Origin of the sequence: Microbacterium sp. PRC9 (genome assembly GCF_031844125.1) — a bacterium.
Classification (GTDB): Bacteria; Actinomycetota; Actinomycetes; order Actinomycetales; family Microbacteriaceae; genus Microbacterium.
This window is the reverse complement of record NZ_JAUZUR010000001.1, coordinates 190,636-209,846: the sequence shown is the minus strand read 5'-3', so window position 1 is coordinate 209,846 and position 19,211 is coordinate 190,636. Positions and strand designations below refer to the sequence as shown.

The following is a 19,211-nucleotide window of genomic DNA, read 5'->3' as shown; positions in this document are numbered from 1 at the left end:
CTGTCATGTTGCTGCCGAACGCGCCGACGGGCCCGGGGATCCTCGGAGCCGAAACCGCGTCGGGGTGCGCGGCGTCGTCGATGAGGTCGTCCGGCCGGTCGCGGGGGTCCTCAACGGGGTCCATCGGCGGGCATCGGGTATGGGGTGACACCATGCTCACGGTTCAGCGCCGCGTCCGCCGCCCGACGTTCGGGCGCGCGATTGCGCCGTTCGAGTCTGGCCTGATACGGGTTCGGGACGTGTCGGTGTCGATGTGCGCGAAGTGCATCGAGCGGGGCTCTCGTTGCTTCCTGCTCCCAACGGGCGACGGCGCGTTCTGAGGTTCGCTCCTGCCTTGGTGATCCTTGACGAGCTGAGTGATCGATCACTATTGTCGTCGGCAGGCCTTAAGTGAACGTTCACTGTAGAACGCCGAAAGGAACATCGATGTCCCTGTCTTTCTCCAGACGACCCTCGGTCCTGTCGATAGGACTCGCCGTCGGCGCCATGCTGACAGTGGGTCTGCCCGCATTGACCGCACCGGCCTCCGCCACCACCGCTGAAGCCTCCTTCGTCGGTTTCACCGACAAGTCCGAACTGCGTGCCGACGGCCGATCAGTCGTCGCCGGGGAGGAGCTCCTCGTCGCGGACGGCTCGGCGCCACAGGGCTTCGGAACGACGTACTACGTCGACGCGCAGTCCGGCGACGACGCGGCATCCGGCACCTCCGCAGGCACGGCATGGCGCACGTTCGCGAACGTCAACGGCACCGAGTTCGAGCCGGGCGACCGCATTCTCCTCAGGGCGGGCAGCTCATGGTCGGCGTCGGGGACTGAGGTCGCTCGTGAGGCGTACGACTACACAACCTGGACCGGCGGTCAGCCGACGCACGTGGCGGGCCCGGACGGAACGGCGCTGCTCGCTCCCCGCGGGTCGGGAACCGCCGAGGCTCCGATCGTCCTCTCGAGCTACGGCGACGGCGCCGCGCCCGAGCTTGACGGCCGCGGTGTCGTCAACGACGTCCTGCAGCTCACGAACCAGGAGCACTGGGACATCTCGAACCTCGAGATCAGCAACGAGACCGAAGGGTTCGACGCGACGACGTTCCAGCCCGCCCGCAACAACGGCCAGGCCCCCGGAGAAGAGAATCCCGAGACCGGCGACCTGCGCGGCATCCACGTCCAAGCCGAGAACGCGGGCACGCTGCGCGGCTTCGACATCCACAACGTGTTCATCCGCGACGTCACCGGCTACACGTGGTCGGTCAGCGCGGCGGGTCTGGATCGCTCCAAGCGCACCGGAGGCATCCTCTTCGAAGGGCTGAAGGGTGACGCGCAGACCGTGTCGCAGTTCGAGGACATCTCGATCCGCGACAACTACATCGCCAACACTGCCTTCGCGAATCTCGTCTTCAAGCAGTTCGCAGGCATGGGGACCAACCGATACCAGGACCTGCCCCCGGGCTGGGGCGATCGGGCCGCCGGCCGTGCCGCTCCCGACGGGACGATCACCGAGGATCCGGACTGGCGGCCCCACTCGAACGTTGAGATCACGGGCAACTACCTGACCAACCGCGAGACCCAGTACGGCTGGGACTCGATGTACCTCACGAGTGTGCGGGGCGCGCATGTCGAGGACAACATGATCGACGGCGCGGGGGTGTCGGGCATCGAGATGTACTACGCCGACGACATCGTCGTGCAGAACAACGAGGTCGCCGAGCTCGAGGGACGCACAGGCGCCGCCGACTCCAACGGGATCGATCCCGACCGCGGCACGTCGAACATCCTCATTCAGGGCAACTACATCCACGAGTCCGGCGAAGGCATTCTGCTGTGCGGCTTCGGCTTCAGCACCGCCGTCGTGCGCTACAACATCATCCGCGACATCGAGCGCAACTACATCAACCCGCACGGCGACACCGGCGTGAACGTCGTCTACAACAACCTGATGTACAACTCGGTGCAGCCCATCCGGAACAACACCGTCGGCTTCTTCGAGTCGTCGGGAAATGCCGCAACGTACCTGAACGCTCGCAACCCGCACTATGTCTTCAACAACGTCTTCCTCAACACGCGTGCAGACGTCGCAGGCGCCGCCTTCCGCACCCAGTTCCCGGGAGTGAGCTTCGACAACAACTCCTACTTCGGGCCGGGAGTGACGGCGCCCAGCGCCGACGAGCATGCCACCATCGCGGACCCGCTGCTGAAGGGCGACCTCGTATCGGGCGTCGCCAACGCCATGCTCGGCTCCGGCGACTCCCCACTCATCAACGCGGGTCGAACGGTCGATCTCGCACAGATCGCTCCGGGATTCGATGTGACCGGCAACCGTGACGAGAGCCAGGTGCCGCTCGACGTCGACTTCTTCGGGCGGTCGCTGTCGACGCCGCCGCACATCGGTCCGACGTCGTACGAGCCCGCGGAGGGGCACGGTGTCGTCTCCGGCATCGTGACAGCCGCTGACGGCCAGCCGGTTCCCGGTGCCACCGTCTCGTACGGCGCGGGCACGACGACGGCTGATGCGCGCGGCCGGTACTCGCTGGAGATCCCCGCCGGCGATTACTCCCTTGTCGCCTCGGCCGACGGCTACACCGACGGTGCCCCCGTCACCGTGACCCTGGCCGACCGTCAGACGCTGGCCGCGCCGCTCGTGCTCGGCGCGACGACGGCCACCGAGGGGACGATCGCCGGTGCCGTAACGTCTTCGGGAGCGGGGCTCGCCGGCGTCGCGGTCGAGGTCCTCAAGGGCGATGAGATCGTCGCGAGCGCGACGACCGACGCGGCAGGGGCATACTCGCTTCCCGGCGTCGCGATGGGCGGTGGCTACACCGTTGTCGCGACGAAGGATGGCTACGACCCCGCGTCGCAGGCCGAGGTCGAAGTCGTCCCCGCGCGCACGGTCACCATCAACCTCGTGCTGCGCAGGGAAGCGGGGGAGACCCGCTACGTGATCAACGAGACCTTCGACGACGAGGCGACGGGCGCCTTCGCTGGGACCGCGGACGGAGTGTTCACCGCTCGCACCGCCCCGGTGGCCGGGACGATCGAGGTCGTAGCCGACGCCGCGGAGGAAGGGAACAAGTACCTGCGCATCAACAAGGCCAGCGGCACGTCGGCCACCCTGGGTCTGCACAACACTGCCGAGCTCAATCTCACGGGCACCGTCACGGTCGAAGCGCGCCTGCAGCGCACGACGACCAACGGCACGCCGAACCAGCTGGCGCTGTACTCGTATACCGAGAGCAGTTGGAATGCCGCAAACCCGGCAGGGTCGTCCAACCCGTCGGCGACGATCGGCTTCGCGGGCGGCAACATCATCACGCACAACGTCACCGGCTCGAGTTCGGTGCGCACGGTGGCGCCGTACAGCGTTGGCCAGTGGTACACCGTTCGCAACGTCGTTCATCTCGACACCGGCACCTTCGACTTCTACGTCGACGACATGTCGAAGCCGGTGCTGGCGGACCAGCCGCTGCGGACGAATGTCGACGACCTCGACTACTTCCTGTTCTTCATCAACGGGTCCAACGTCGGCGATCTGCTGGTCGACTACTTCCGGGTCAACACCGGCACACCGTTCGACTACGCCGACGCCTCCCTCGCGACGGTCAGCGCCACCACCGCCGATGGCGAGGTCGAGCTCACCCCATCCGGCGACGGACGCATCTTCAGCGGCGAAGTCGACGCCTTCGTCGAGGAGGTCGCGATTTCGGCCGCGGCGCGCAGTGATTTCGCGACCGTGGAAGTCAACGGCACTGCCGTCGAACCGGGCGAATCCGTGACGGTGCCGCTGGCAGCCGGATCGCCCAGCGACCCGGACGTCGTCACGACGATCCCCGTCGTCGTGCAAGCCGAGGACGGCTCGGAGCGCACGCACACCGTGTCGATCTCGCGCGTCAATCCCAGCCAGCTGGCCGCCTTGCGCGACCTGCAGGTGGTGGGCCACCTCTTGACGCCCGAGTTCGCCCGCGACCGCACCGGCGGCGACAACCCGTACCGCATCGACGGTGAGCTCGACGCCTCCGTGGCCTCGGTCGATCTCTCGTGGCGACGGGGCTGGGAGGGTCAGCAGGTGCAGGTCAACGGCGTGGACGTCGACGCCGGCGCGACCGGCGCAACACTTCCGCTCGAGGACGGCGAGAACCGCTTCGAGGTGACAGTGAGCTCCTTCGCCGGCGAGTCCGCAATCTACGTCGTCGTCATCGACCGGGCTGCCGCCGAGCCGCAGCTCGCGGTCACCACCGAGATCGACACCCGATGCGTCGCGCGAAAGGTCGTGCTGGTGATCACTGTGACGAACGGCGAGGAGGTGCCGGTATCGGTGAGGCTGGAGACTCCGTACGGGTCGAAGCAGCTGCCGGTCCTTCCAGCCGACAAGAGCAGATCGCAGTCGTTCACGACCCGCCTCGCGGAGATGCCGGCCGGCAGCGTCGCGGTCAGCGCGGCGGCCACGGTCGACGGCGAGGAGCTCCAGCTCTCCCGGAGTGTGCAGTACGACGGGGCCGGATGCTGAGGTGAGGGGCTGGGTGCTCGACGGCGCCCGCCCGAACAGCTGAGCGTCCGTCTCCCGATCCGGCGGGGACGGGCGCTCCGGCCCGTTGCAGCCTCGAGAGCGTCGCCACCATCACGTCGGCGTCGGCGTCGGCGTCGGTGATCGCGTGAACGCCCATGACTCCACGCTCAGGCACGGGATACCGCGGAAGCCCTGCTGGAGCAGGGGACGTCACCCGCACTGTCCAGTCAGCCCGCCTCGCCGGGAGGTCAGTCCCACGCGCGCCGAACGGCCAGGGCTGTGGGCGGTCCCGACGCCACCCGTCCGCGGAGCCGCGTCTGCCACGGCAAGTGCGACGGGCTCTGCTACCTCAGCTCAGACGCGGAACCGCGTGTCTCCAGGGTGTGGGACTTCCGCCACTCGAGCACCGAATGGAGAAACAACACCGCGGCCGCGGTGAAGACGACGACGACCGTGGCGATCGACCACCAGACCGGCTGAAAGTCAGTCAACACGAAGGCGCCGGCCAGGAGGAACAAGAGTCCACCGAGGAAGTGAGCGCTCGAACGGGCCATGCGTGCCGTCGACATGACGAGTCGACGACGAACGTGGAAGGACACCCTTATGTCGGCGGTCTCGGCATGAGACCCTACGTCGGTGGAGAGCATCGAATGGTGGCCGTCGTTGGATGCGGCGACCAAGGACTGGCTGATCACGCACAACGGTGAGGCGCTGCCGGCCGAAGTGCTCGGCAGGATTGTTGCAGCCGGCGGCATCGTGACGTCGAATGCGTGGTGGATCGGCGAAGACGGACCTGACGGCTTCTTCCTGTCCGACGAGGCCGTGGACTGGATCGAAGCTGTCGGGAACGCCGAAGAGCCGTAGGCGCGTGCGCCGAGGGATCGGCATCGGCGCAACGCGGCCGAGCTCGCGGATCTGCTGTCGTCCGGAGCTCAGCGTGCACACGCCCATCGCCGGTGCCGGCTCGAGTCCGATAATGGGCGGATGCTACTTGTCCTGTCAGGGCTGCCCGGCACGGGAAAGAGCGCCGTGGCGACCGAGGTCGCGCGCCTCACCGGCGCGGTTCATCTGTCGGTCGACGCGATCGAAGACGCGCTTCTCGGCGCCGGGCTGGAAAGCTCGTGGACCACGGGGGTCGCTGCCTACGAGGCGGTGCGGGCGGCCGCGGAACAGAACCTGACGCTCGGCCGCTCTGTCATCGTCGATGCAGTCAATGACAGCGAGATCGCTCGCGCGACGTGGCGCCACGCCGCGACGGCGACGGGGGTCTCGCTGACCTTCGTGCTGCTGACCCTCGACGATGAGGCCGAGCACCATCGTCGCCTCCGAGGTCGACGCCGCGATCTGAGCCACATTGCAGAACCCACCTGGAACGACGTCCGACGACGCGCCGCGGAGTTCGAGCCGTGGGGCGGTGCACATGAGCATCTGGACGCGAACGCACCGCTCGAGCAGCTGGCCGGGTCGGTCGCGAAGCTGATCAGCCAAGGCTGACCGCCGGCACAAGGCGGACGACCGGGTTGCGAACGGGGCCGGTCAGGGGTCTGCTCGGTGGTGCGCGACGCCCCGCGTAGGCTCTTCGGATGACCTTCGATGCGAACGACGCGGGCGCCGGCGTCGACGGATTCCGCCGCGAGATCCTCTGCGGGGACCGGTTCGGCGATGCGGCACCAACGCTTGCCATCGCGGCTGAGAGCGGTGTCGCGTGAGCGTGCACCTCATCGGCGGCGGCGCGACCACGGCTGCGGATGCCCCGCTCTACGCGCCGTTCGTCGCCGAAGCGGCGCTGCGAGCGGCCGACGCGGGCCGCGCGCGGCCGCGCATCGCGGTGATCTCACTGCACCCCGAGGCCGAGGAGAAGGCGGCGGCGCTCGGCGAGCTTCTGATCGAGGCGGGAACCGGATCCGCGATCGAGCTGCACCTGACGGCGGGTCGGCCGGACGAGCCGATCGGGCTCGGCGCGGTCGCCGACGTCGACGGCATTGCGGTGGGGGGGCGGCGTCGTCGAGGACGTGCGTGCAGGGCTCGAGCCGGTGTTCAGCGAGTTGCGTCGGCTGGTTGCCGACGGTGTGCCCTACCTCGGCGTTTCGGCCGGTGCGATGATCGCGGCGGAGGGCTCGCTCGGGGGTGGCTCCCGCATCGGCGGCGTGGTCGTCTCACCGGAGGACCCCGACGAAGCGGGCGACGAGCTGGAGATCGAAGCCGGCATCGGCCTCGTCGACGTGGCCATCGAAGTGCACGTGGCCCAGCGCGGAATGCTGTCCCGGCTGGTCGCCGCCGTCGAGTCCGGGCTGATCGCGGGCGGGCTCGGCATCGACGAGCGCACGGCCCTGATCGTTGGCGACGGCACGCTCCGGGTTGAAGGCAATGGCAGCGTCTGGCGGGTGCTGCCGATCGACGGCGGCGTGCTGGTCTCCACGATCGGCACCTGAGGACGCTCCGAGGTCTCTCGCATCTGCAAGATCTCCCACCCGTCGTGGATTCCGACAGGCCACGCGAGAACAGAGCCGATGACTGGATGTCGGGGGTTCTCGTTACGGTCACCTCCGTGGCAGTAAGTGATGCACTTGCCGGGCTGGATCCGGCGCAGCTTCAGGCCGTCGAACACGGTGAGGGGCCGCTGGTGGTCGCGGCGGGCGCGGGCACCGGGAAGACCCGCGTGCTCACCGCTCGGGTGGCGCGGCTGCTCGAGGCGGGGGTCGTCCCGGAACGGATGCTGCTGCTGACGTTCACCCGGCGTGCGGCGTCCGCGATGCTCTCTCGAGCTGCGGTGATGTGCGGCGACGCGCAGGCTGCGCAGCGCATCGCCGGCGGCACGTTCCATGCCGTCGCGCACCGCATCGTCGCCGAGCACGCACAGCACCTGGGGCTGGAGGACGTGACGGTGATCGATCCCGACGACGTCATCGACCTGCTCGACCTGCTGCGCGCGGAGCACGGGCTCGACGGCACCGAGGTACGGCTGCCCACGACGCGCACCATCGCGGACATCGCCTCCCGCACGATCAACACCGCGACCCCGGCCCGCACCGTCATCGAAGAGCAGTTCCCGTGGGCGCTCGAGCAGGCGGACGCGATCGCCGGCCTGCTGCGTCATTACCGCGACCGCAAGCGCGAGCGCGGCCTGCTCGACCTCGATGATCTGCTCATCGCCTGGCGGGCGCTGGTCGCTGATCCCGATGTCGGGGCGCGGCTGCGGGCACGCTGGGACTGGGTGCTGGTCGACGAGTACCAGGACGTCAATCAGCTGCAGGTCGACATCGTGCGCGGGCTCAGTCCCGACGGCCGCGGGCTCACGGTCGTCGGCGACGACGCGCAGGCGATCTACGCGTTCCGGGGCGCGAGCGCCGGGCACCTGCTCGAACTCATGGAGGCGTACCCGGACGCCACGCTGGTGCGGCTCGAACGCAACTTCCGTTCCACCGGACCGATCCTCGACCTCGCGAACCAGGTGCGCCCGGGCGAACTGAAGCTGAGGCTCGTCGCCGACCGTCCACTGCCAGGCGCCTGGCCGACGCTGGTCACCTGCCGCAACGCCGACGACGAGGCCCGCACGATCGCGGACCGCATCCTCGCCGCGCACGTCGACGGCACGCCGCTGCGCTCACAGGCCGTGCTGATGCGCACCGGATCCCACAGCGCGCAGCTCGAGGTCGAGCTCAAAGTACGCAGCATCCCGTTCCACAAGTTCGGCGGGATCGGCTACCTCGAGACGTCGCATGTGCGCGACCTGCTGGCGAGTTTCCGCGTGGTGCTCAACCCGGCGGACGAGGTGTCCTGGTATCGCCTGCTCACCCGGCACCGCGCGATCGGCAAGGCGAGCGCCCGCGGGTTGGCCAGGATCCTCGCGGACGGGGGCGTCGACCGCGCGGCCGATGCGGTCGCGGCGGCACCGGCGAAGGCGCGCACCGGGCTCGCGTCGACCCTGTCGCTGCTCGGCGGCGTCGACTCCACGACCGCCGTGCCGGAGCTGGTCGAGGCATGCAGAGGTGCGGTGGATCCGCTGTTGCGCGCGCACTACCCGGATTGGCACCGTCGGGTGACCGAAGTCGACGGCATCGCGCAGGCCGCCGCCGGGCAGAGCGATCTCCGCACGTTCGTGAGCGAGCAGGCGATCGACCCCGTGAACGTCGCCGGCGACTGGGCGAAGCAGCCACACCTCGACGAGGACTGGCTGACGCTGTCGACGATCCACTCCGCGAAGGGCCTGGAATGGGACACGGTCCACCTCCTGCGCGCCAACGACGGCGCAATGCCCTCGGACATGGCACTCACCTCGCGCGCCGGCCTCGCCGAGGAACAGCGCCTCTTCTACGTCGCGATCACCCGCGCACGCGACACCCTCGACGTGTACGTGCCCTCGCAGCTGCCGACGCACCCCACCGCGTTCCTGGCCAAGCACGTCGCCGCCAAGCCCAGCAGGTTCCTGACCGAGCCCGCACGCGCTCTCATGGAGCCGGTGAGCACCGCCGCCGTCACCCCCGAGGCCGCGATCAAGCGAGCCGTCGCGGCGCCGCGCGTGCGCACAGACGCGTTCGACGAACTGTTCGCCTGATCTGCATCCGCTCGGGTCTCCGCGAGCATGCGGACGCGCTTGCTCCAGCTACGTGATCAGGGGTCGCCGGCATCCGCATCCCGCGCATCGGCGACGCGCGCGATGAGCGCTGGCTCCTCCTCGAGGCAGAGGTCGAGGATGCCGCGCAGCAGGCCTCCGAGGCTGGTCGAGTTCAGCAGGCGGAACCGGTCGTACTCGCCCAGCGGCGCGATCGCGGCGAGCTGCCAGGACGACTCCACTGGATCTTCGGACAGGTCCGTCGCGGGGTCCCATCGAGCCTCATCGAGGACGGAGGCGAGCGTCGCGAGCCGGCGCACGACCTGCTCAGCCTCGCGGTGGAGTGGCGCGAGCGCCTCGTCCCACACGAGCGGGGCCATCGTCGACACGTCGGCCACGGGGTGCGGGTCGTCTTCGCCCCATCGGTCGACAATGATCCGCTCCCCGCCTACGGCGATCACGTACAGGTCCGCGGCGCCTGCCTCGATCTGCAGGATCCGCGCCATGGTGCCGATGGAGGAGCGCTGATCCCCTCCGCCTGCCTCGAGCCCCCGCTCGATGAGGACAACCCCGAACTCCGGATCCTCCACATCGAGCAGGCGTCCCATCATGGTGAGGTATCTCGGTTCGAACACCCTCAGCACCAGTGGCGTGTATGGCAGCAGGACACTACCGAGCGGGAACATCGCGACGGCGTCCATGGGCAACAGTCAATCAGCTGGACGCGCCTCAGCGCCCCCGTCATGACCCAGGATCCGGTCGACGACCGGACCCTCGCGAAGCGGGCCGTCTACGCCAGAGTTCGGCGGATCCGTGCTCCACATATGATTCGCTCTGAAGCGTTCACGAAGGAGACGGATTTGTCAGCGGCAGACTCTCGAACAACATGGGTGCTCGTGGACGGCGAGAACATCGACGCGACTCTCGGCACTTCGATCCTCAACCGGCGGCCGCAGCCGGACGAGCGGCCACGGTGGGATCGACTCCTCGCTTTCGCCGGAAGGGAGTGGGCCCAGCCGGCGCGGGGCGTCTTCTTCCTCAACGCGTCATCGGGTATTCCCATGGCGTTCGTCCAGGCGCTCAAGGCGATGGACTACGTCGTCGTCCCGCTGTCCGGCGAGCCTGACGAGAAGGTCGTCGACATCGCCATCCAGCGCACACTGCGCGCTCTCGACAGCCGTTCCGCCGACGTGATGCTCGTCAGCCACGACGGCGACTTCATCCAAGACATCGCGGGCCTGATCGGTCCACCGCGGCGGGTCGGCGTCGTCTCCTTCGCAGAGTTCCGAAACATCGGCTTCAACTCGCTCGCCGGGCTGGAGAAGTTCGACCTCGAGTACGACGCGCGGGTCTTCGACGCTCCACTGTCACGGATCCGGGTGATCCCCATCGGCGAATTCGACCCGACCACGTTCCTGGATTGAGAACCGCCCCGGCGGCTTGCTCGGCGACCGGCACGCGCATTCGCGGTGAGCCGCGTGCCGCCGGTGATTCCCCGGCACGCGATGATGGAGCCATGTCTTCCTCCGTCGAACGCCGTTCCAACCCGACGGCCTGGGCCGCGTTCTGGTTCGCGCTGGCCGGCCTCGTGCTCATGCCCATTCCGCTGTTCATCGGGCTGATACTGGGCGGCGGCCTTTCCATCGTCGCTGCCGTCCTCGCGGTGATCGGCCTTCTCAAGGGCCTCGCACGCGGCGGTACGGGCATCGCGCCGGTCGTCTTCGCCGCCATCTTCATCGCGCTCACGTGGGGCGGGATCTCGATCGGCGGCGGCACCGTCTGGTAGGTCTGCTCCCCAGACGCGAGGGCGCAGCATCCTGCCGCCCCGACGCTAGCCGAGGTGACGGGCGAGGGCTTCGAGCAGGCCTCGGGTGCCTTCTTCGCGGTTCGGGCCGTCGGCCCAGAACCTGTCGAAGAAGATGCCGTGCTCGACATGCGTGAGCCTGGTGCCGCCCGCTACCTGCTCGAACTCGAAGGACGCCACCGACGTGGACATGTGCGTGCCATCGAGCCACATGTCGTAGGTCGTGACGATGCGGACGTGTTCGACGATGTCGGTGTAGACGGCCTCGTACCGCGAGAGCGGGCCTCCGTGGAACTTCGCCTCGTCGATGTCGCGTCCGCCGACGCGGAAGTCGAACGTCCACTCGCCGGACTCGAACGCGTCTCCGTCGCTGAGCCAGCGACGCTTCTGCTCCCCGTCGGCGAACGCCTGCCAGACCCTGGTGACGGGCGCGGGGTACTCGCGCGTGAGGGTGAAACCGGAGTGGGCGAGGCGCCGATCGACCGTCATCGGGCTGTGTCCTCGCGGGTGAAGGTGACGTGGATCGTGCCGCTCTCGGCGACCAGGGTCCGCACCCGGTGGGTCGATTCGAGGCCTCGCAGGTCGTCCCATACGCGGACGCCCCGGCCGAGCACGATCGGCGCGATCGCGACGTGAAGGTCGTCGACGAGTCCGTCGCGGAGGAACTCGCGCGCGGTGCGTATGCCGCCCCCGACTCGGACGTCGAGACCGCCGGCGGCGGTGGTCGCCTCGGCGAGCACGTCCTCGATGGCGCCGGCGCGGAACTCGAACGTCGTCCCGCCGGCCATCGGGATCGACGGCCGTGGCGCGGAGTGCGTGAGCACGTAGACGGGGTACCCGAACGGCGGCTGGTCGCCCCACCACCCCTTCCAGTCCGGGTCATCGGAATACGCGTGCAGACCGAACATGGCCGCGCCCATGATCTCGGCGCCCACGCCCGTGAAGAACGAGGCGGCGAACGATTCGTCGATCCCGGTGGTTCCCGCGCCGCTCGTGTCGCCGAAGACCTTCTGCCGGAAGGTGCGCGTGGCTGCGTAGGCCGCGGTCAGGGGTCCCCAGTCCTCGCCCATGGGGTTGTCGGCCTCGGGATCGGGCGCAGCGGTGTAGCCGTCGAGTGACGAGAACAGGTCGACGCGGACACGGGTCATTTCAGATCTCCTTCGGGGTGGTGCGGGCCAGGTGGATGCCAAGGCGGTCCGCCTGGCGTTCCGCAGAGGTTCGCTGCTCGCCGAGCCAGAGGTGCAGGACGTCGAGTGCGCCCGGTCGCAGGCTCACGGTCCGGACGCGCCCCTGCTTGCTCGACGTGACGACTCGGGCGTCCTCGAGGATCCGCAAGTGCTGAAGCAGCGACGGCAGCGCCATCGAGAACAGTGCCATCAGGTCGGACACGACGGCCGGGGACTTCGCCAGGCGCTCCACGACCGTGCGGCGAGTGGGGTCCGCGAGAGCTCGGAGCACAGCATCCAGCTCTCCGGAATAGTTAGGCATATGCCTAACTATTCCTCACTGGTCGGCGCCCGTCAACTGCCCGCCGAACGAGCGTGCGGGTTGTGCGACGGACTCGACGCGACGACCCGCCCGGGTCTCGCCAGCGTGCAGAGCCCGCAACCGAAGCAGTTCGACGTCGACGAGTACCTCGCGCCGGGACGAAATCCTCCTCACGGGGGAGGCGAGCCGAGACCTGCCGCTCGTAGCATCCGAGGTATGACCGATTCCGTCTTCAAGCCGGGTGACGACGTCTTCACCACGAACGCACGCGGCATCGTCATCGATGTCCGCGCAACGCCCTCGGGCAAGTGGGTCTTCGGAGTCGAGGACGCCCGCGGTGAGGTGAACTACTTCACCGCCGCGGCGCTCCGCCCGGCACAGCGCTAGCGACTGCCGCCGCGCGGACTGCGGCCCTCAGCCGCAGTTCGGGCGACAGCCGCGCTGGGTGACCGCATCGATCAGCACGGTGCCGATGTCGGTCGGCTGGAAGGCTTGATACGCCGCGCCGTCGGTGGCGGCCGCAATCTGCTCCAGAGCGGCCTGGTCGGTGTCGGGTCCGTAGCCGATCGCGATGACGGCGACGGGTTTCGCCGGATCGCGCAGAGTCTCGAGCTGCGCAAGCAGTCCCGGCAGGTCCAGGCCGTCATCATCCTCGTTGACCCCGTCGGTGTTGAGCAGCACCAGATGCACCTGCCCGGGGACATAGGTGTCGCGCATGTACTGCACCGCGGCGAGCACGCTGTCGTACAGGCCTGTGCCGCCGCCCACGAGACTGTCGAGCCCGTTGGCCGTGTCGATCGTGCGCTGCTTGTGCGCCGGATCGCCGAGCGGGCCGAACGGGACGATCTCCTGCCAGTCCTGTCCGCCGATCCGCCGGCTCGAGAACACCCAGGTCGCGAGCGACGAGTCGTCCGACAGCGAGTTGACGGCGCGCACGGCGGCCTGCTCGAACAGGTCGATGCGCCGCATGTCGGCGGTCGCCGGCTGAAGCATGGAGCCCGAGACGTCGTTGAGCGAGAGCATCCTCGACGGCGCGGTGAGCATCTGCCAGGTGCGCAGCGCTTCGGCTTGGTTGGCGCTGTCGATGGGCTCGGCGACCACGGCGGCGTCGTCAGAGTCCGCAAGCGAGTCCGGCGCGTTCCCCGCCGCGTCGCGCAGGCCGTGCTCGGCCAGGTGGTCGCTTCCGCTCGCCACGGCGGCGGCGAACATCTCGACGGCGTCGAGGGTGTCGGCCGAAGTGTCTGCGAGCGTCACGAGGGGCACGCCGAGCACAGGCTTCACATCGGCGGGGTAGATCGGCACGAGTGCGGTCTGCGCTTCGCGGCCGTACTCCAGCAGCGCCTGCTCCGTGGTCACGGCGATCGTCGGCGTCGCCGCCGCCGATACTGCCGCGAGCGCATCGGCGGCGGTCGGGACGACGCCGGTGTCGAGGCCGAGCACGAGCGCCGTGAATGCACGCGCATCCCCGCCGACCGCCGTCTGCAGCGCGAGCAGCGCGGCGGAGCTCGCCGCGACCGCCGCCGGATCCGGCAGCACGGCGGCGACCGCGCGCCCCGCGAGGCTCGAGAACCCAGCGCCTGCGGACTCGAGCGCAGCCGCCGTGGGCTCCGTCGCCGCGAACACGACCGGGGTGCTGGCCACGGGGGCACTGACGACCAGCTCCGCCGCGTCGACGCCGGTGAGCTCCGCCTGGCGGGTCGCTCGCTCGGGCCACATCGCGGAGTCTGGCACCCAGACGTCGAAGTCCGGCGATGACCCGGCAGCCAGCGCCGCCGCGGTGACGGAGCTGTCTTCGGCGACGATCGTCACATCGGGGCAGTCGGCGCGGGTGTCGGGCAGATCGGCGACGATCGCCTCGAGCGCTGCCGCGAGCGCTGGGTCCGCGGTGACGCGCAAGCTCGAAGGCACGCACCCGCCCGTCGACGCAGGTTGGTCGTCGGGCTCGGTGCCGGTCCCGCGCGTGAGGAAGATGCCGAGGACGACCGCGATCGCCACGACGAGGACGAGGATCACTCCGAGCAGCAGCAGGGAGCGCCGCCGCCTCTGTGCGGCGCGGACGGCCGCCCGCGTGGGGGCGTCGCTGTTGATGGGCGTGTTCGGCTGCACTCGAACCACATGCACTCCGATGGACGGCGGGTGGGGCCCGCTTCGGGGATACGTCGACGTATCTGAGGAATACGGCGTCGTATTTGGGGGGATACTTCAGTGGAGTATAGGGGACGGGCAGTCTCGATGCCTGGTGAGCTGGGCCCTCCGCGTGATCAGCTGATCGAGGCCGCCGCCGCGCGGATCGCGTCCAGTGTCGCCTGCGGCTGCGACACCATCGAGACGTGGGATGCATCCACCTCGGTGATCGTGGCACCGGCACGCTCTGCCATACGACGCTGCGTGTCGATCGGGATGACGCGGTCGTCGGTGCCGAGGACGGCCCAGCTCGGGATCGTCTTCCACGCCGGCGCCGCCGACGGCGTCACGTTCGCGACGAACGACGCCGGACGCTGCGTCGCGACGATGGTCCATCGGTCGGCCTCGGGGAGGTCCTGTGCGAACGCGTCATGCACGGTCTGCGGCTTGAGGAATGCCTCGGCCGCGCCCTCCGGAGCTCCTGGGTAGCCCGCGACGTCGAGGACCGTGGTCGGATCCGCGACCGCCAAGGCGGAACCCGATCCCTCGAGGATGCCGACGACGGTCTCGCCCTCGTCGGGGATGAACGCGTCGACGTACACCAGCGCCTTCACGTCGCCGCCGTGGGCGCCGGCGTTCGTGATGACCGCGCCGCCGTACGAGTGGCCGACGAGCACGACGGGCCCGCTCGTCCGCTGCGCGAGGAACGACGCGATGTAGGCGGCGTCGGACGTCAGCCCGCGCAGCTCGTTCGGCGGTGCCAGGACGGTGAATCCCTCGGCCTGAAGTGGAACGCTGACGGCGTTCCAGCTCGAGGCGTCAGCCCACGCGCCGTGCACGAGGACGATGGTCGGCTTGCTCTCTGACATTCGACTTCCCATCTGTTGCGCCGCCCCCAGGCGGCTGCGGATGATCAAAGTCGCGTCGTGTGCTGTCCTGGACGCGCTGACCGACACCTTAGGGCCGCCCGCCGCGCCGGCGCCAGCGCGAAGTTCACAGGTGGGGGACCGCGTCCGCCACTGCTCCCGATCGTCGCACCGCTCGGCGCGGCGTACGAGGGGTGCACCGCGAGCAGGCGCCGGCTGCTCGGGCGCTCGCTACCGGCGTTGTTCGAAGGCTCCCGCGGTGACCGGAATCGCGACGGCCGCCACGATGCAGAGCAGGCCCACGACGAACACCAGCGCAGGCAGGACCGGTGACGCGAACGACAGCCCCAGGATCACCATTCCGCCGACCATCAGGATCAGATAGAGCACGAAAAGCAGCATCGCCAACCTCCAGGATCGCCTCCCTCATTGATACTCCTCACCGGCCCGCCGCGGGAAGGGCCGTGTCCCTGGCATCGGTCTCGGGCGGGCGCGAGAATGGCGCCATGAGACTCGTGCAGGTTGCTCAGCACGCCGACGACCTCGAGCGCGCCGCAGGCTTCTACACCTCCCTCCTCGGCAGCGACGCGACGGCGGTGTTCGATCCGCCGGGCCTGCTGTTCTTCGACCTCGACGGCGTGCGGCTGCTGCTGGACCGCAACGCCCCGACCGCGCTGCTGTACCTGCATGTCGACGACGTCACGGCGGCCCTCGAGCGGATCGGCGATCGGGCCGAGGTCGTCTCACCGCCGCACGTGATCTTCACCCACGAGGACGACACTCTCGGGCCGGCAGGGCACGACGAGTGGCAGGCCTTCGTCGAGGACTCCGAGGGCAACACCGTCGGCCTCGTCTCGTTCCGGCCCGTCGCTTCCTGAGACCGCCAGGCTGCACGATGGATGCCCGCGTGATGAGGCATCCTGCTCGTATCGAGTCGGTAACGGGAGTCAGAGTGCACGCTCCTGTCGGGTTAGCCTGGTCGCGATGAGCGCCTACGTCTCGGCGTTCGAGCTGTTCTCCATCGGCGTAGGACCCTCGAGCTCCCACACGGTCGGTCCCATGCGGGCCGCCCACGATTTCGTCGTCCGCCTGCGCGAAAGCGGGGTTCTGCCGCAGGTCGGCCGCGTCACCTGCACGCTGTACGGCTCGCTCGGCGCCACGGGCATCGGCCACGGCACACCCGACGCCGTCGTCGCGGGGCTGCAGGGCCTCGAACCCGAGACGGTGGATCCGGATGCTGTGCGCTCCGCCTGGAGCGCCTGGCCCGACGATCGCGCGCTCGAGCTCGCCGGGAGGCACGCGGTCCCGTTCCGGCGCGGCGACGTCGTGTTCGCGCCGCGCACCAGGCTGCCTGGCCACCCCAACGCCATGACCCTCGAAGCGTGGACCTCGCCCGACGACGGACCTGCGCGTGCGCTCTCCGCGCCCGGAGTGCGCGAGACGGGCTCGCCTGCGGCTCTCGAACCTGTGGCGGCGACGGATGCCGGACTCCTCGTCCGCGAGACCTACTACTCCGTCGGCGGCGGTTTCATCCGCCGCGAAGGTGAGTCTGCGCCCGGCTCAGCGGCCGCAGGGGAGCCCCCGCGCGCGTTCCCCCTGGACTTCTCCAGCGCCGAGGAGCTGCTCGCCGTGTGCGACGAGCGGGGCATCACGATCGCCGAGGCCGCGCGCATCAACGAGGAGTCGCTGCGCCCCGACGAGGACATCGCCGAGGGGCTGGATGCGATCTGGGACGCGATGGCCGCGTGCGTCGAGGCCGGCCTGCAGGCGGGGGGCGTTCTCCCCGGGATGCTGGGGGTCAAGCGCCGCGCAGCATCCATCCGCGAGCAGCTCGAGGCCGCCGAGGCCGACGGCCGTCGCGAGCTGCCGGGGGAGTGGCTGGGCGCCTTCGCGCTCGCGGTCAACGAGGAGAACGCCGCAGGCGGGCGGGTCGTGACCGCTCCGACGAACGGTGCTGCCGGGATCCTGCCCGCCGTCGCGATGTACTGGTGGCGCTTCCTCGCCGATTCCGGCCTCGGCGCCGGCAACGCGGTGACGCCCTACGGCGAGCTGGTCGGCAGCGCACTGCTCGGCTATCACGGTCACGCGGCGACCACCGAAGAGGCTGCAGGCTGGGACGACGAACAGGTGGCGGAGGCGAACCGTCGCCGAGGCATCCGTCGATTCCTCCTCACAGCGACCGCGCTGGGCTCGCTGTTCAAGGCCAACGCGTCGATCTCGGGCGCAGAGGGCGGCTGCCAGGCCGAGGTGGGATCGGCGTGCGCGATGGCCGCGGGCGGCCTCACCGCCGTGATGGGCGGCACGAACCGGCAGATCGAGAACGCCGCCGAGATCGCGATGGAGCACCACCTCGGCCTCACCTGCGACCCGGTCGGCGGACTCGTGCAGATCCCGTGCATCGAGCGCAACGCGATCGCCGCGTCCACGGCGGTGACGGCCGCGCGGCTCGCGCTGCGTGGCGACGGTTCGCACTACGTCTCGCTCGACGCGGTCGTCGAGACCATGCGCCAGACCGGCATCGACATGTCGCACAAGTACAAGGAGACGAGCGAAGGCGGTCTCGCGGTCAACGTCATCGAGTGCTGAAGCCGAGTGCTGACCTCCGGAGCCCGGTGGCGGTCTCGTTCGTTCACGGCGAACGCTCGGCGGCTTAGCACTCGCATATCGAGAGTGCTAATCTGGTGACAGTTGAGCCGGTGAGGCTCAACTTTCGACGAGAGGAGATAATCATGGCCACCAACGACCCGTTCCGGGACCTCGACCGCCTTGCTGCCGGTCTCTTCGACACGCGCCGCGGCCCCCGCCGCATGCCGATGGACCTGTACCGCGACGGCGACCATTACATCCTGACGGCCGACCTTCCGGGCATCGACCCGGGTTCGGTCGACATCGACGTCGACGGACAGCTGCTGACCATCCGCGCGGAGCGCACGCTGACGAGCGGCGACGACGTCAAGTGGATCACGCGCGAACGAGAGGCGGCGAGCTTCCTGCGCCAGCTCAATCTGGGCCAGGGCATCGACACCGAGCGCATCTCCGCGAGCTACAACAACGGCGTGCTGAGCGTGACGATCCCGGTCAGCGAGAAGGCGAAGCCGCGCAAGATCGAGGTGATGTCCGAGGGCGGCGCGCCGACGATCACGGCGCACGAGTCCGACGCGCCCCAGCCGATCGAGCAGTAGGACCATTCCAGAACGGATGCCTCGCCGACGCGGCGGCGAGGCATCCGTTCTGTCGTCTACGCTCGTGCGGTTCCGGTGAAGTGCCTGCGGCACCGGGCCTGGTAGGACTCGATCCCTCCGACGTGCGCAGGCGCCGGCACACCGGCATCGCCGGTGGGAGCCTCGGCGATGCGCTGGTGGAACGCGGCATCCTCGCCACAGACCGCGCACACAGCGGTGAGCTTGACGACGTCCTCGGCGATCGCCATCAGCGCCGGCAGCGGCTCGAACGGCCGGCCGTCGAACATGACGCACAGCCCTGACACCACCACGGTCACGCCGTCGGCGACCAGCCCGTCGACGGCGGGGACGAGGTCGGTGCCGAAGAACTGCGCCTCGTCGATGGCGACGAGGTCGAGCCCGCGGCCCTTGACGCCCGCGACGAGCGTCGCCACGTCGGGCACCGAGCGCGAGGGCACGCTCAGCCCGGAGTGCGAGCTCACCAGTCCCTCGCCCCGCCGATCGTCCAGCGCGTGGCTCACCACCTCGACCTCGAGCCCCGCGATGCGCGCGCGGCGGACGCGGCGCAGCAGCTCCTCCGACTTTCCGGCGAACATCGGGCCGCACACCACCTGTAGCCGGGACTGCCTGGTTGCACGCATGCCGCCACCCTATGTCCGGTTCTGCGCGAGGCGCACGAGACGACGCGCGAACGACGGTGG

At 69.4% G+C, this 19,211-nt stretch carries 20 protein-coding genes; 12 read left to right on the top strand and 8 right to left on the bottom strand.

Translation table 11 applies throughout. The features are described 5' to 3' along the window. Positions 1-426: 426 nt before the first annotated feature. The 6 genes from Q9R33_RS00890 to Q9R33_RS00865 all read left to right on the top strand — a co-directional run bounded on the left by Q9R33_RS00890 (position 427) and on the right by Q9R33_RS00865 (position 9,049). Entirely contained in the window at positions 427-4,494 is a 4,068-nt protein-coding gene (locus Q9R33_RS00890; RefSeq protein ID WP_311292561.1) for a carboxypeptidase regulatory-like domain-containing protein, read from the top strand. Positions 4,495-5,130: 636 nt separating this feature from the next. Beyond that, positions 5,131-5,358, top strand: a complete 228-nt coding sequence (locus tag Q9R33_RS00885; RefSeq protein ID WP_056368668.1) for a hypothetical protein — start codon at positions 5,131-5,133, stop codon at positions 5,356-5,358. A gap of 120 nt (positions 5,359-5,478) precedes the next feature. Then, on the top strand, positions 5,479-5,988 hold the full coding sequence (locus Q9R33_RS00880) for an AAA family ATPase (RefSeq protein ID WP_311292560.1): 510 nt from the start codon (positions 5,479-5,481) through the stop codon (positions 5,986-5,988). 89 nt (positions 5,989-6,077) lie between these two features. After that, positions 6,078-6,203: a hypothetical protein gene (locus tag Q9R33_RS00875; RefSeq protein WP_268776128.1), complete on the top strand. Its 126-nt coding sequence runs from the start codon at positions 6,078-6,080 to the stop codon at positions 6,201-6,203. Positions 6,204-6,527: 324 nt separating this feature from the next. Further along, on the top strand, positions 6,528-6,926 hold the full coding sequence (locus tag Q9R33_RS00870) for a Type 1 glutamine amidotransferase-like domain-containing protein (RefSeq protein WP_311292559.1): 399 nt from the start codon (positions 6,528-6,530) through the stop codon (positions 6,924-6,926). A gap of 116 nt (positions 6,927-7,042) precedes the next feature. Next, a complete protein-coding gene (locus Q9R33_RS00865) occupies positions 7,043-9,049 on the top strand; it encodes an ATP-dependent helicase (RefSeq protein ID WP_311292558.1) in 2,007 nt (668 codons plus the stop codon). Between the two features lie 56 nt (positions 9,050-9,105). Here the strand turns inward: Q9R33_RS00865 and Q9R33_RS00860 are convergent, their stop codons facing one another. Further along, positions 9,106-9,747: an LON peptidase substrate-binding domain-containing protein gene (locus Q9R33_RS00860; protein ID WP_311292557.1), complete on the bottom strand. Its 642-nt coding sequence runs from the start codon at positions 9,745-9,747 to the stop codon at positions 9,106-9,108. 123 nt (positions 9,748-9,870) lie between these two features. Here Q9R33_RS00860 and Q9R33_RS00855 point away from each other — a divergent pair, with 123 nt between their 5' ends. Then, the gene (locus Q9R33_RS00855) at positions 9,871-10,470 is read left to right on the top strand and encodes a nuclease (RefSeq protein WP_396654053.1); all 600 of its coding nucleotides are present in this window, start codon (positions 9,871-9,873) and stop codon (positions 10,468-10,470) included. A 92-nt stretch (positions 10,471-10,562) separates the two neighbouring features. Beyond that, positions 10,563-10,832, top strand: a complete 270-nt coding sequence (locus Q9R33_RS00850; protein WP_045297779.1) for a hypothetical protein — start codon at positions 10,563-10,565, stop codon at positions 10,830-10,832. A 45-nt stretch (positions 10,833-10,877) separates the two neighbouring features. Here the strand turns inward: Q9R33_RS00850 and Q9R33_RS00845 are convergent, their stop codons facing one another. The 3 genes from Q9R33_RS00845 to Q9R33_RS00835 are packed head-to-tail and all read right to left on the bottom strand — an operon-like array spanning position 10,878 to position 12,338. Continuing rightward, entirely contained in the window at positions 10,878-11,339 is a 462-nt protein-coding gene (locus Q9R33_RS00845; protein WP_056368680.1) for an SRPBCC domain-containing protein, read from the bottom strand. After that, on the bottom strand, positions 11,336-11,998 hold the full coding sequence (locus tag Q9R33_RS00840; RefSeq protein WP_311292555.1) for a dihydrofolate reductase family protein: 663 nt from the start codon (positions 11,996-11,998) through the stop codon (positions 11,336-11,338). The genes Q9R33_RS00845 and Q9R33_RS00840 overlap by 4 nt, the downstream gene beginning before the upstream one ends. Position 11,999: 1 nt before the next feature. Further along, the gene (locus tag Q9R33_RS00835; RefSeq protein WP_311292554.1) at positions 12,000-12,338 is read right to left on the bottom strand and encodes a metalloregulator ArsR/SmtB family transcription factor; all 339 of its coding nucleotides are present in this window, start codon (positions 12,336-12,338) and stop codon (positions 12,000-12,002) included. A 216-nt stretch (positions 12,339-12,554) separates the two neighbouring features. Between Q9R33_RS00835 and Q9R33_RS00830 the strand changes: the two genes are divergently transcribed. Continuing rightward, a complete protein-coding gene (locus Q9R33_RS00830) occupies positions 12,555-12,725 on the top strand; it encodes a hypothetical protein (RefSeq protein WP_200919474.1) in 171 nt (56 codons plus the stop codon). Positions 12,726-12,752: 27 nt separating this feature from the next. Here Q9R33_RS00830 and Q9R33_RS00825 read toward each other — a convergent pair whose 3' ends face one another. The 3 genes from Q9R33_RS00825 to Q9R33_RS00815 all read right to left on the bottom strand — a co-directional run bounded on the left by Q9R33_RS00825 (position 12,753) and on the right by Q9R33_RS00815 (position 15,730). Beyond that, entirely contained in the window at positions 12,753-14,453 is a 1,701-nt protein-coding gene (locus Q9R33_RS00825; RefSeq protein ID WP_311292553.1) for a VWA domain-containing protein, read from the bottom strand. A 146-nt stretch (positions 14,454-14,599) separates the two neighbouring features. Continuing rightward, entirely contained in the window at positions 14,600-15,331 is a 732-nt protein-coding gene (locus Q9R33_RS00820; RefSeq protein ID WP_056368686.1) for an alpha/beta fold hydrolase, read from the bottom strand. A gap of 228 nt (positions 15,332-15,559) precedes the next feature. Next, on the bottom strand, positions 15,560-15,730 hold the full coding sequence (locus tag Q9R33_RS00815; RefSeq protein WP_157005434.1) for a hypothetical protein: 171 nt from the start codon (positions 15,728-15,730) through the stop codon (positions 15,560-15,562). 104 nt (positions 15,731-15,834) lie between these two features. Here Q9R33_RS00815 and Q9R33_RS00810 point away from each other — a divergent pair, with 104 nt between their 5' ends. The 3 genes from Q9R33_RS00810 to Q9R33_RS00800 all read left to right on the top strand — a co-directional run bounded on the left by Q9R33_RS00810 (position 15,835) and on the right by Q9R33_RS00800 (position 18,510). Continuing rightward, on the top strand, positions 15,835-16,206 hold the full coding sequence (locus Q9R33_RS00810; RefSeq protein ID WP_311292552.1) for a VOC family protein: 372 nt from the start codon (positions 15,835-15,837) through the stop codon (positions 16,204-16,206). A 106-nt stretch (positions 16,207-16,312) separates the two neighbouring features. After that, on the top strand, positions 16,313-17,914 hold the full coding sequence (locus Q9R33_RS00805; RefSeq protein WP_310249810.1) for an L-serine ammonia-lyase, iron-sulfur-dependent, subunit alpha: 1,602 nt from the start codon (positions 16,313-16,315) through the stop codon (positions 17,912-17,914). 143 nt (positions 17,915-18,057) lie between these two features. Next, the gene (locus Q9R33_RS00800; RefSeq protein ID WP_045297761.1) at positions 18,058-18,510 is read left to right on the top strand and encodes an Hsp20/alpha crystallin family protein; all 453 of its coding nucleotides are present in this window, start codon (positions 18,058-18,060) and stop codon (positions 18,508-18,510) included. 56 nt (positions 18,511-18,566) lie between these two features. Here the strand turns inward: Q9R33_RS00800 and Q9R33_RS00795 are convergent, their stop codons facing one another. Beyond that, on the bottom strand, positions 18,567-19,151 hold the full coding sequence (locus Q9R33_RS00795) for a thymidine kinase (protein ID WP_311292551.1): 585 nt from the start codon (positions 19,149-19,151) through the stop codon (positions 18,567-18,569). Positions 19,152-19,211 lie beyond the last annotated feature (60 nt).

Coding starts and splice junctions, on each gene's coding strand:
- Q9R33_RS00890 (WP_311292561.1), top strand. CDS start 427: ATGTCCCTGTCTTTCTCCAGACGACCCTCGGTCCTGTCGATAGGACTC.
- Q9R33_RS00880 (WP_311292560.1), top strand. CDS start 5,479: ATGCTACTTGTCCTGTCAGGGCTGCCCGGCACGGGAAAGAGCGCCGTG.
- Q9R33_RS00875 (WP_268776128.1), top strand. CDS start 6,078: ATGACCTTCGATGCGAACGACGCGGGCGCCGGCGTCGACGGATTCCGC.
- Q9R33_RS00860 (WP_311292557.1), bottom strand. CDS start 9,747: ATGGACGCCGTCGCGATGTTCCCGCTCGGTAGTGTCCTGCTGCCATAC.
- Q9R33_RS00855 (WP_396654053.1), top strand. CDS start 9,871: ATGATTCGCTCTGAAGCGTTCACGAAGGAGACGGATTTGTCAGCGGCA.
- Q9R33_RS00850 (WP_045297779.1), top strand. CDS start 10,563: ATGTCTTCCTCCGTCGAACGCCGTTCCAACCCGACGGCCTGGGCCGCG.
- Q9R33_RS00845 (WP_056368680.1), bottom strand. CDS start 11,339: ATGACGGTCGATCGGCGCCTCGCCCACTCCGGTTTCACCCTCACGCGC.
- Q9R33_RS00840 (WP_311292555.1), bottom strand. CDS start 11,998: ATGACCCGTGTCCGCGTCGACCTGTTCTCGTCACTCGACGGCTACACC.
- Q9R33_RS00835 (WP_311292554.1), bottom strand. CDS start 12,338: ATGCCTAACTATTCCGGAGAGCTGGATGCTGTGCTCCGAGCTCTCGCG.
- Q9R33_RS00830 (WP_200919474.1), top strand. CDS start 12,555: ATGACCGATTCCGTCTTCAAGCCGGGTGACGACGTCTTCACCACGAAC.
- Q9R33_RS00820 (WP_056368686.1), bottom strand. CDS start 15,331: ATGTCAGAGAGCAAGCCGACCATCGTCCTCGTGCACGGCGCGTGGGCT.
- Q9R33_RS00815 (WP_157005434.1), bottom strand. CDS start 15,730: ATGCTGCTTTTCGTGCTCTATCTGATCCTGATGGTCGGCGGAATGGTG.
- Q9R33_RS00810 (WP_311292552.1), top strand. CDS start 15,835: ATGAGACTCGTGCAGGTTGCTCAGCACGCCGACGACCTCGAGCGCGCC.
- Q9R33_RS00805 (WP_310249810.1), top strand. CDS start 16,313: ATGAGCGCCTACGTCTCGGCGTTCGAGCTGTTCTCCATCGGCGTAGGA.
- Q9R33_RS00800 (WP_045297761.1), top strand. CDS start 18,058: ATGGCCACCAACGACCCGTTCCGGGACCTCGACCGCCTTGCTGCCGGT.
- Q9R33_RS00795 (WP_311292551.1), bottom strand. CDS start 19,151: ATGCGTGCAACCAGGCAGTCCCGGCTACAGGTGGTGTGCGGCCCGATG.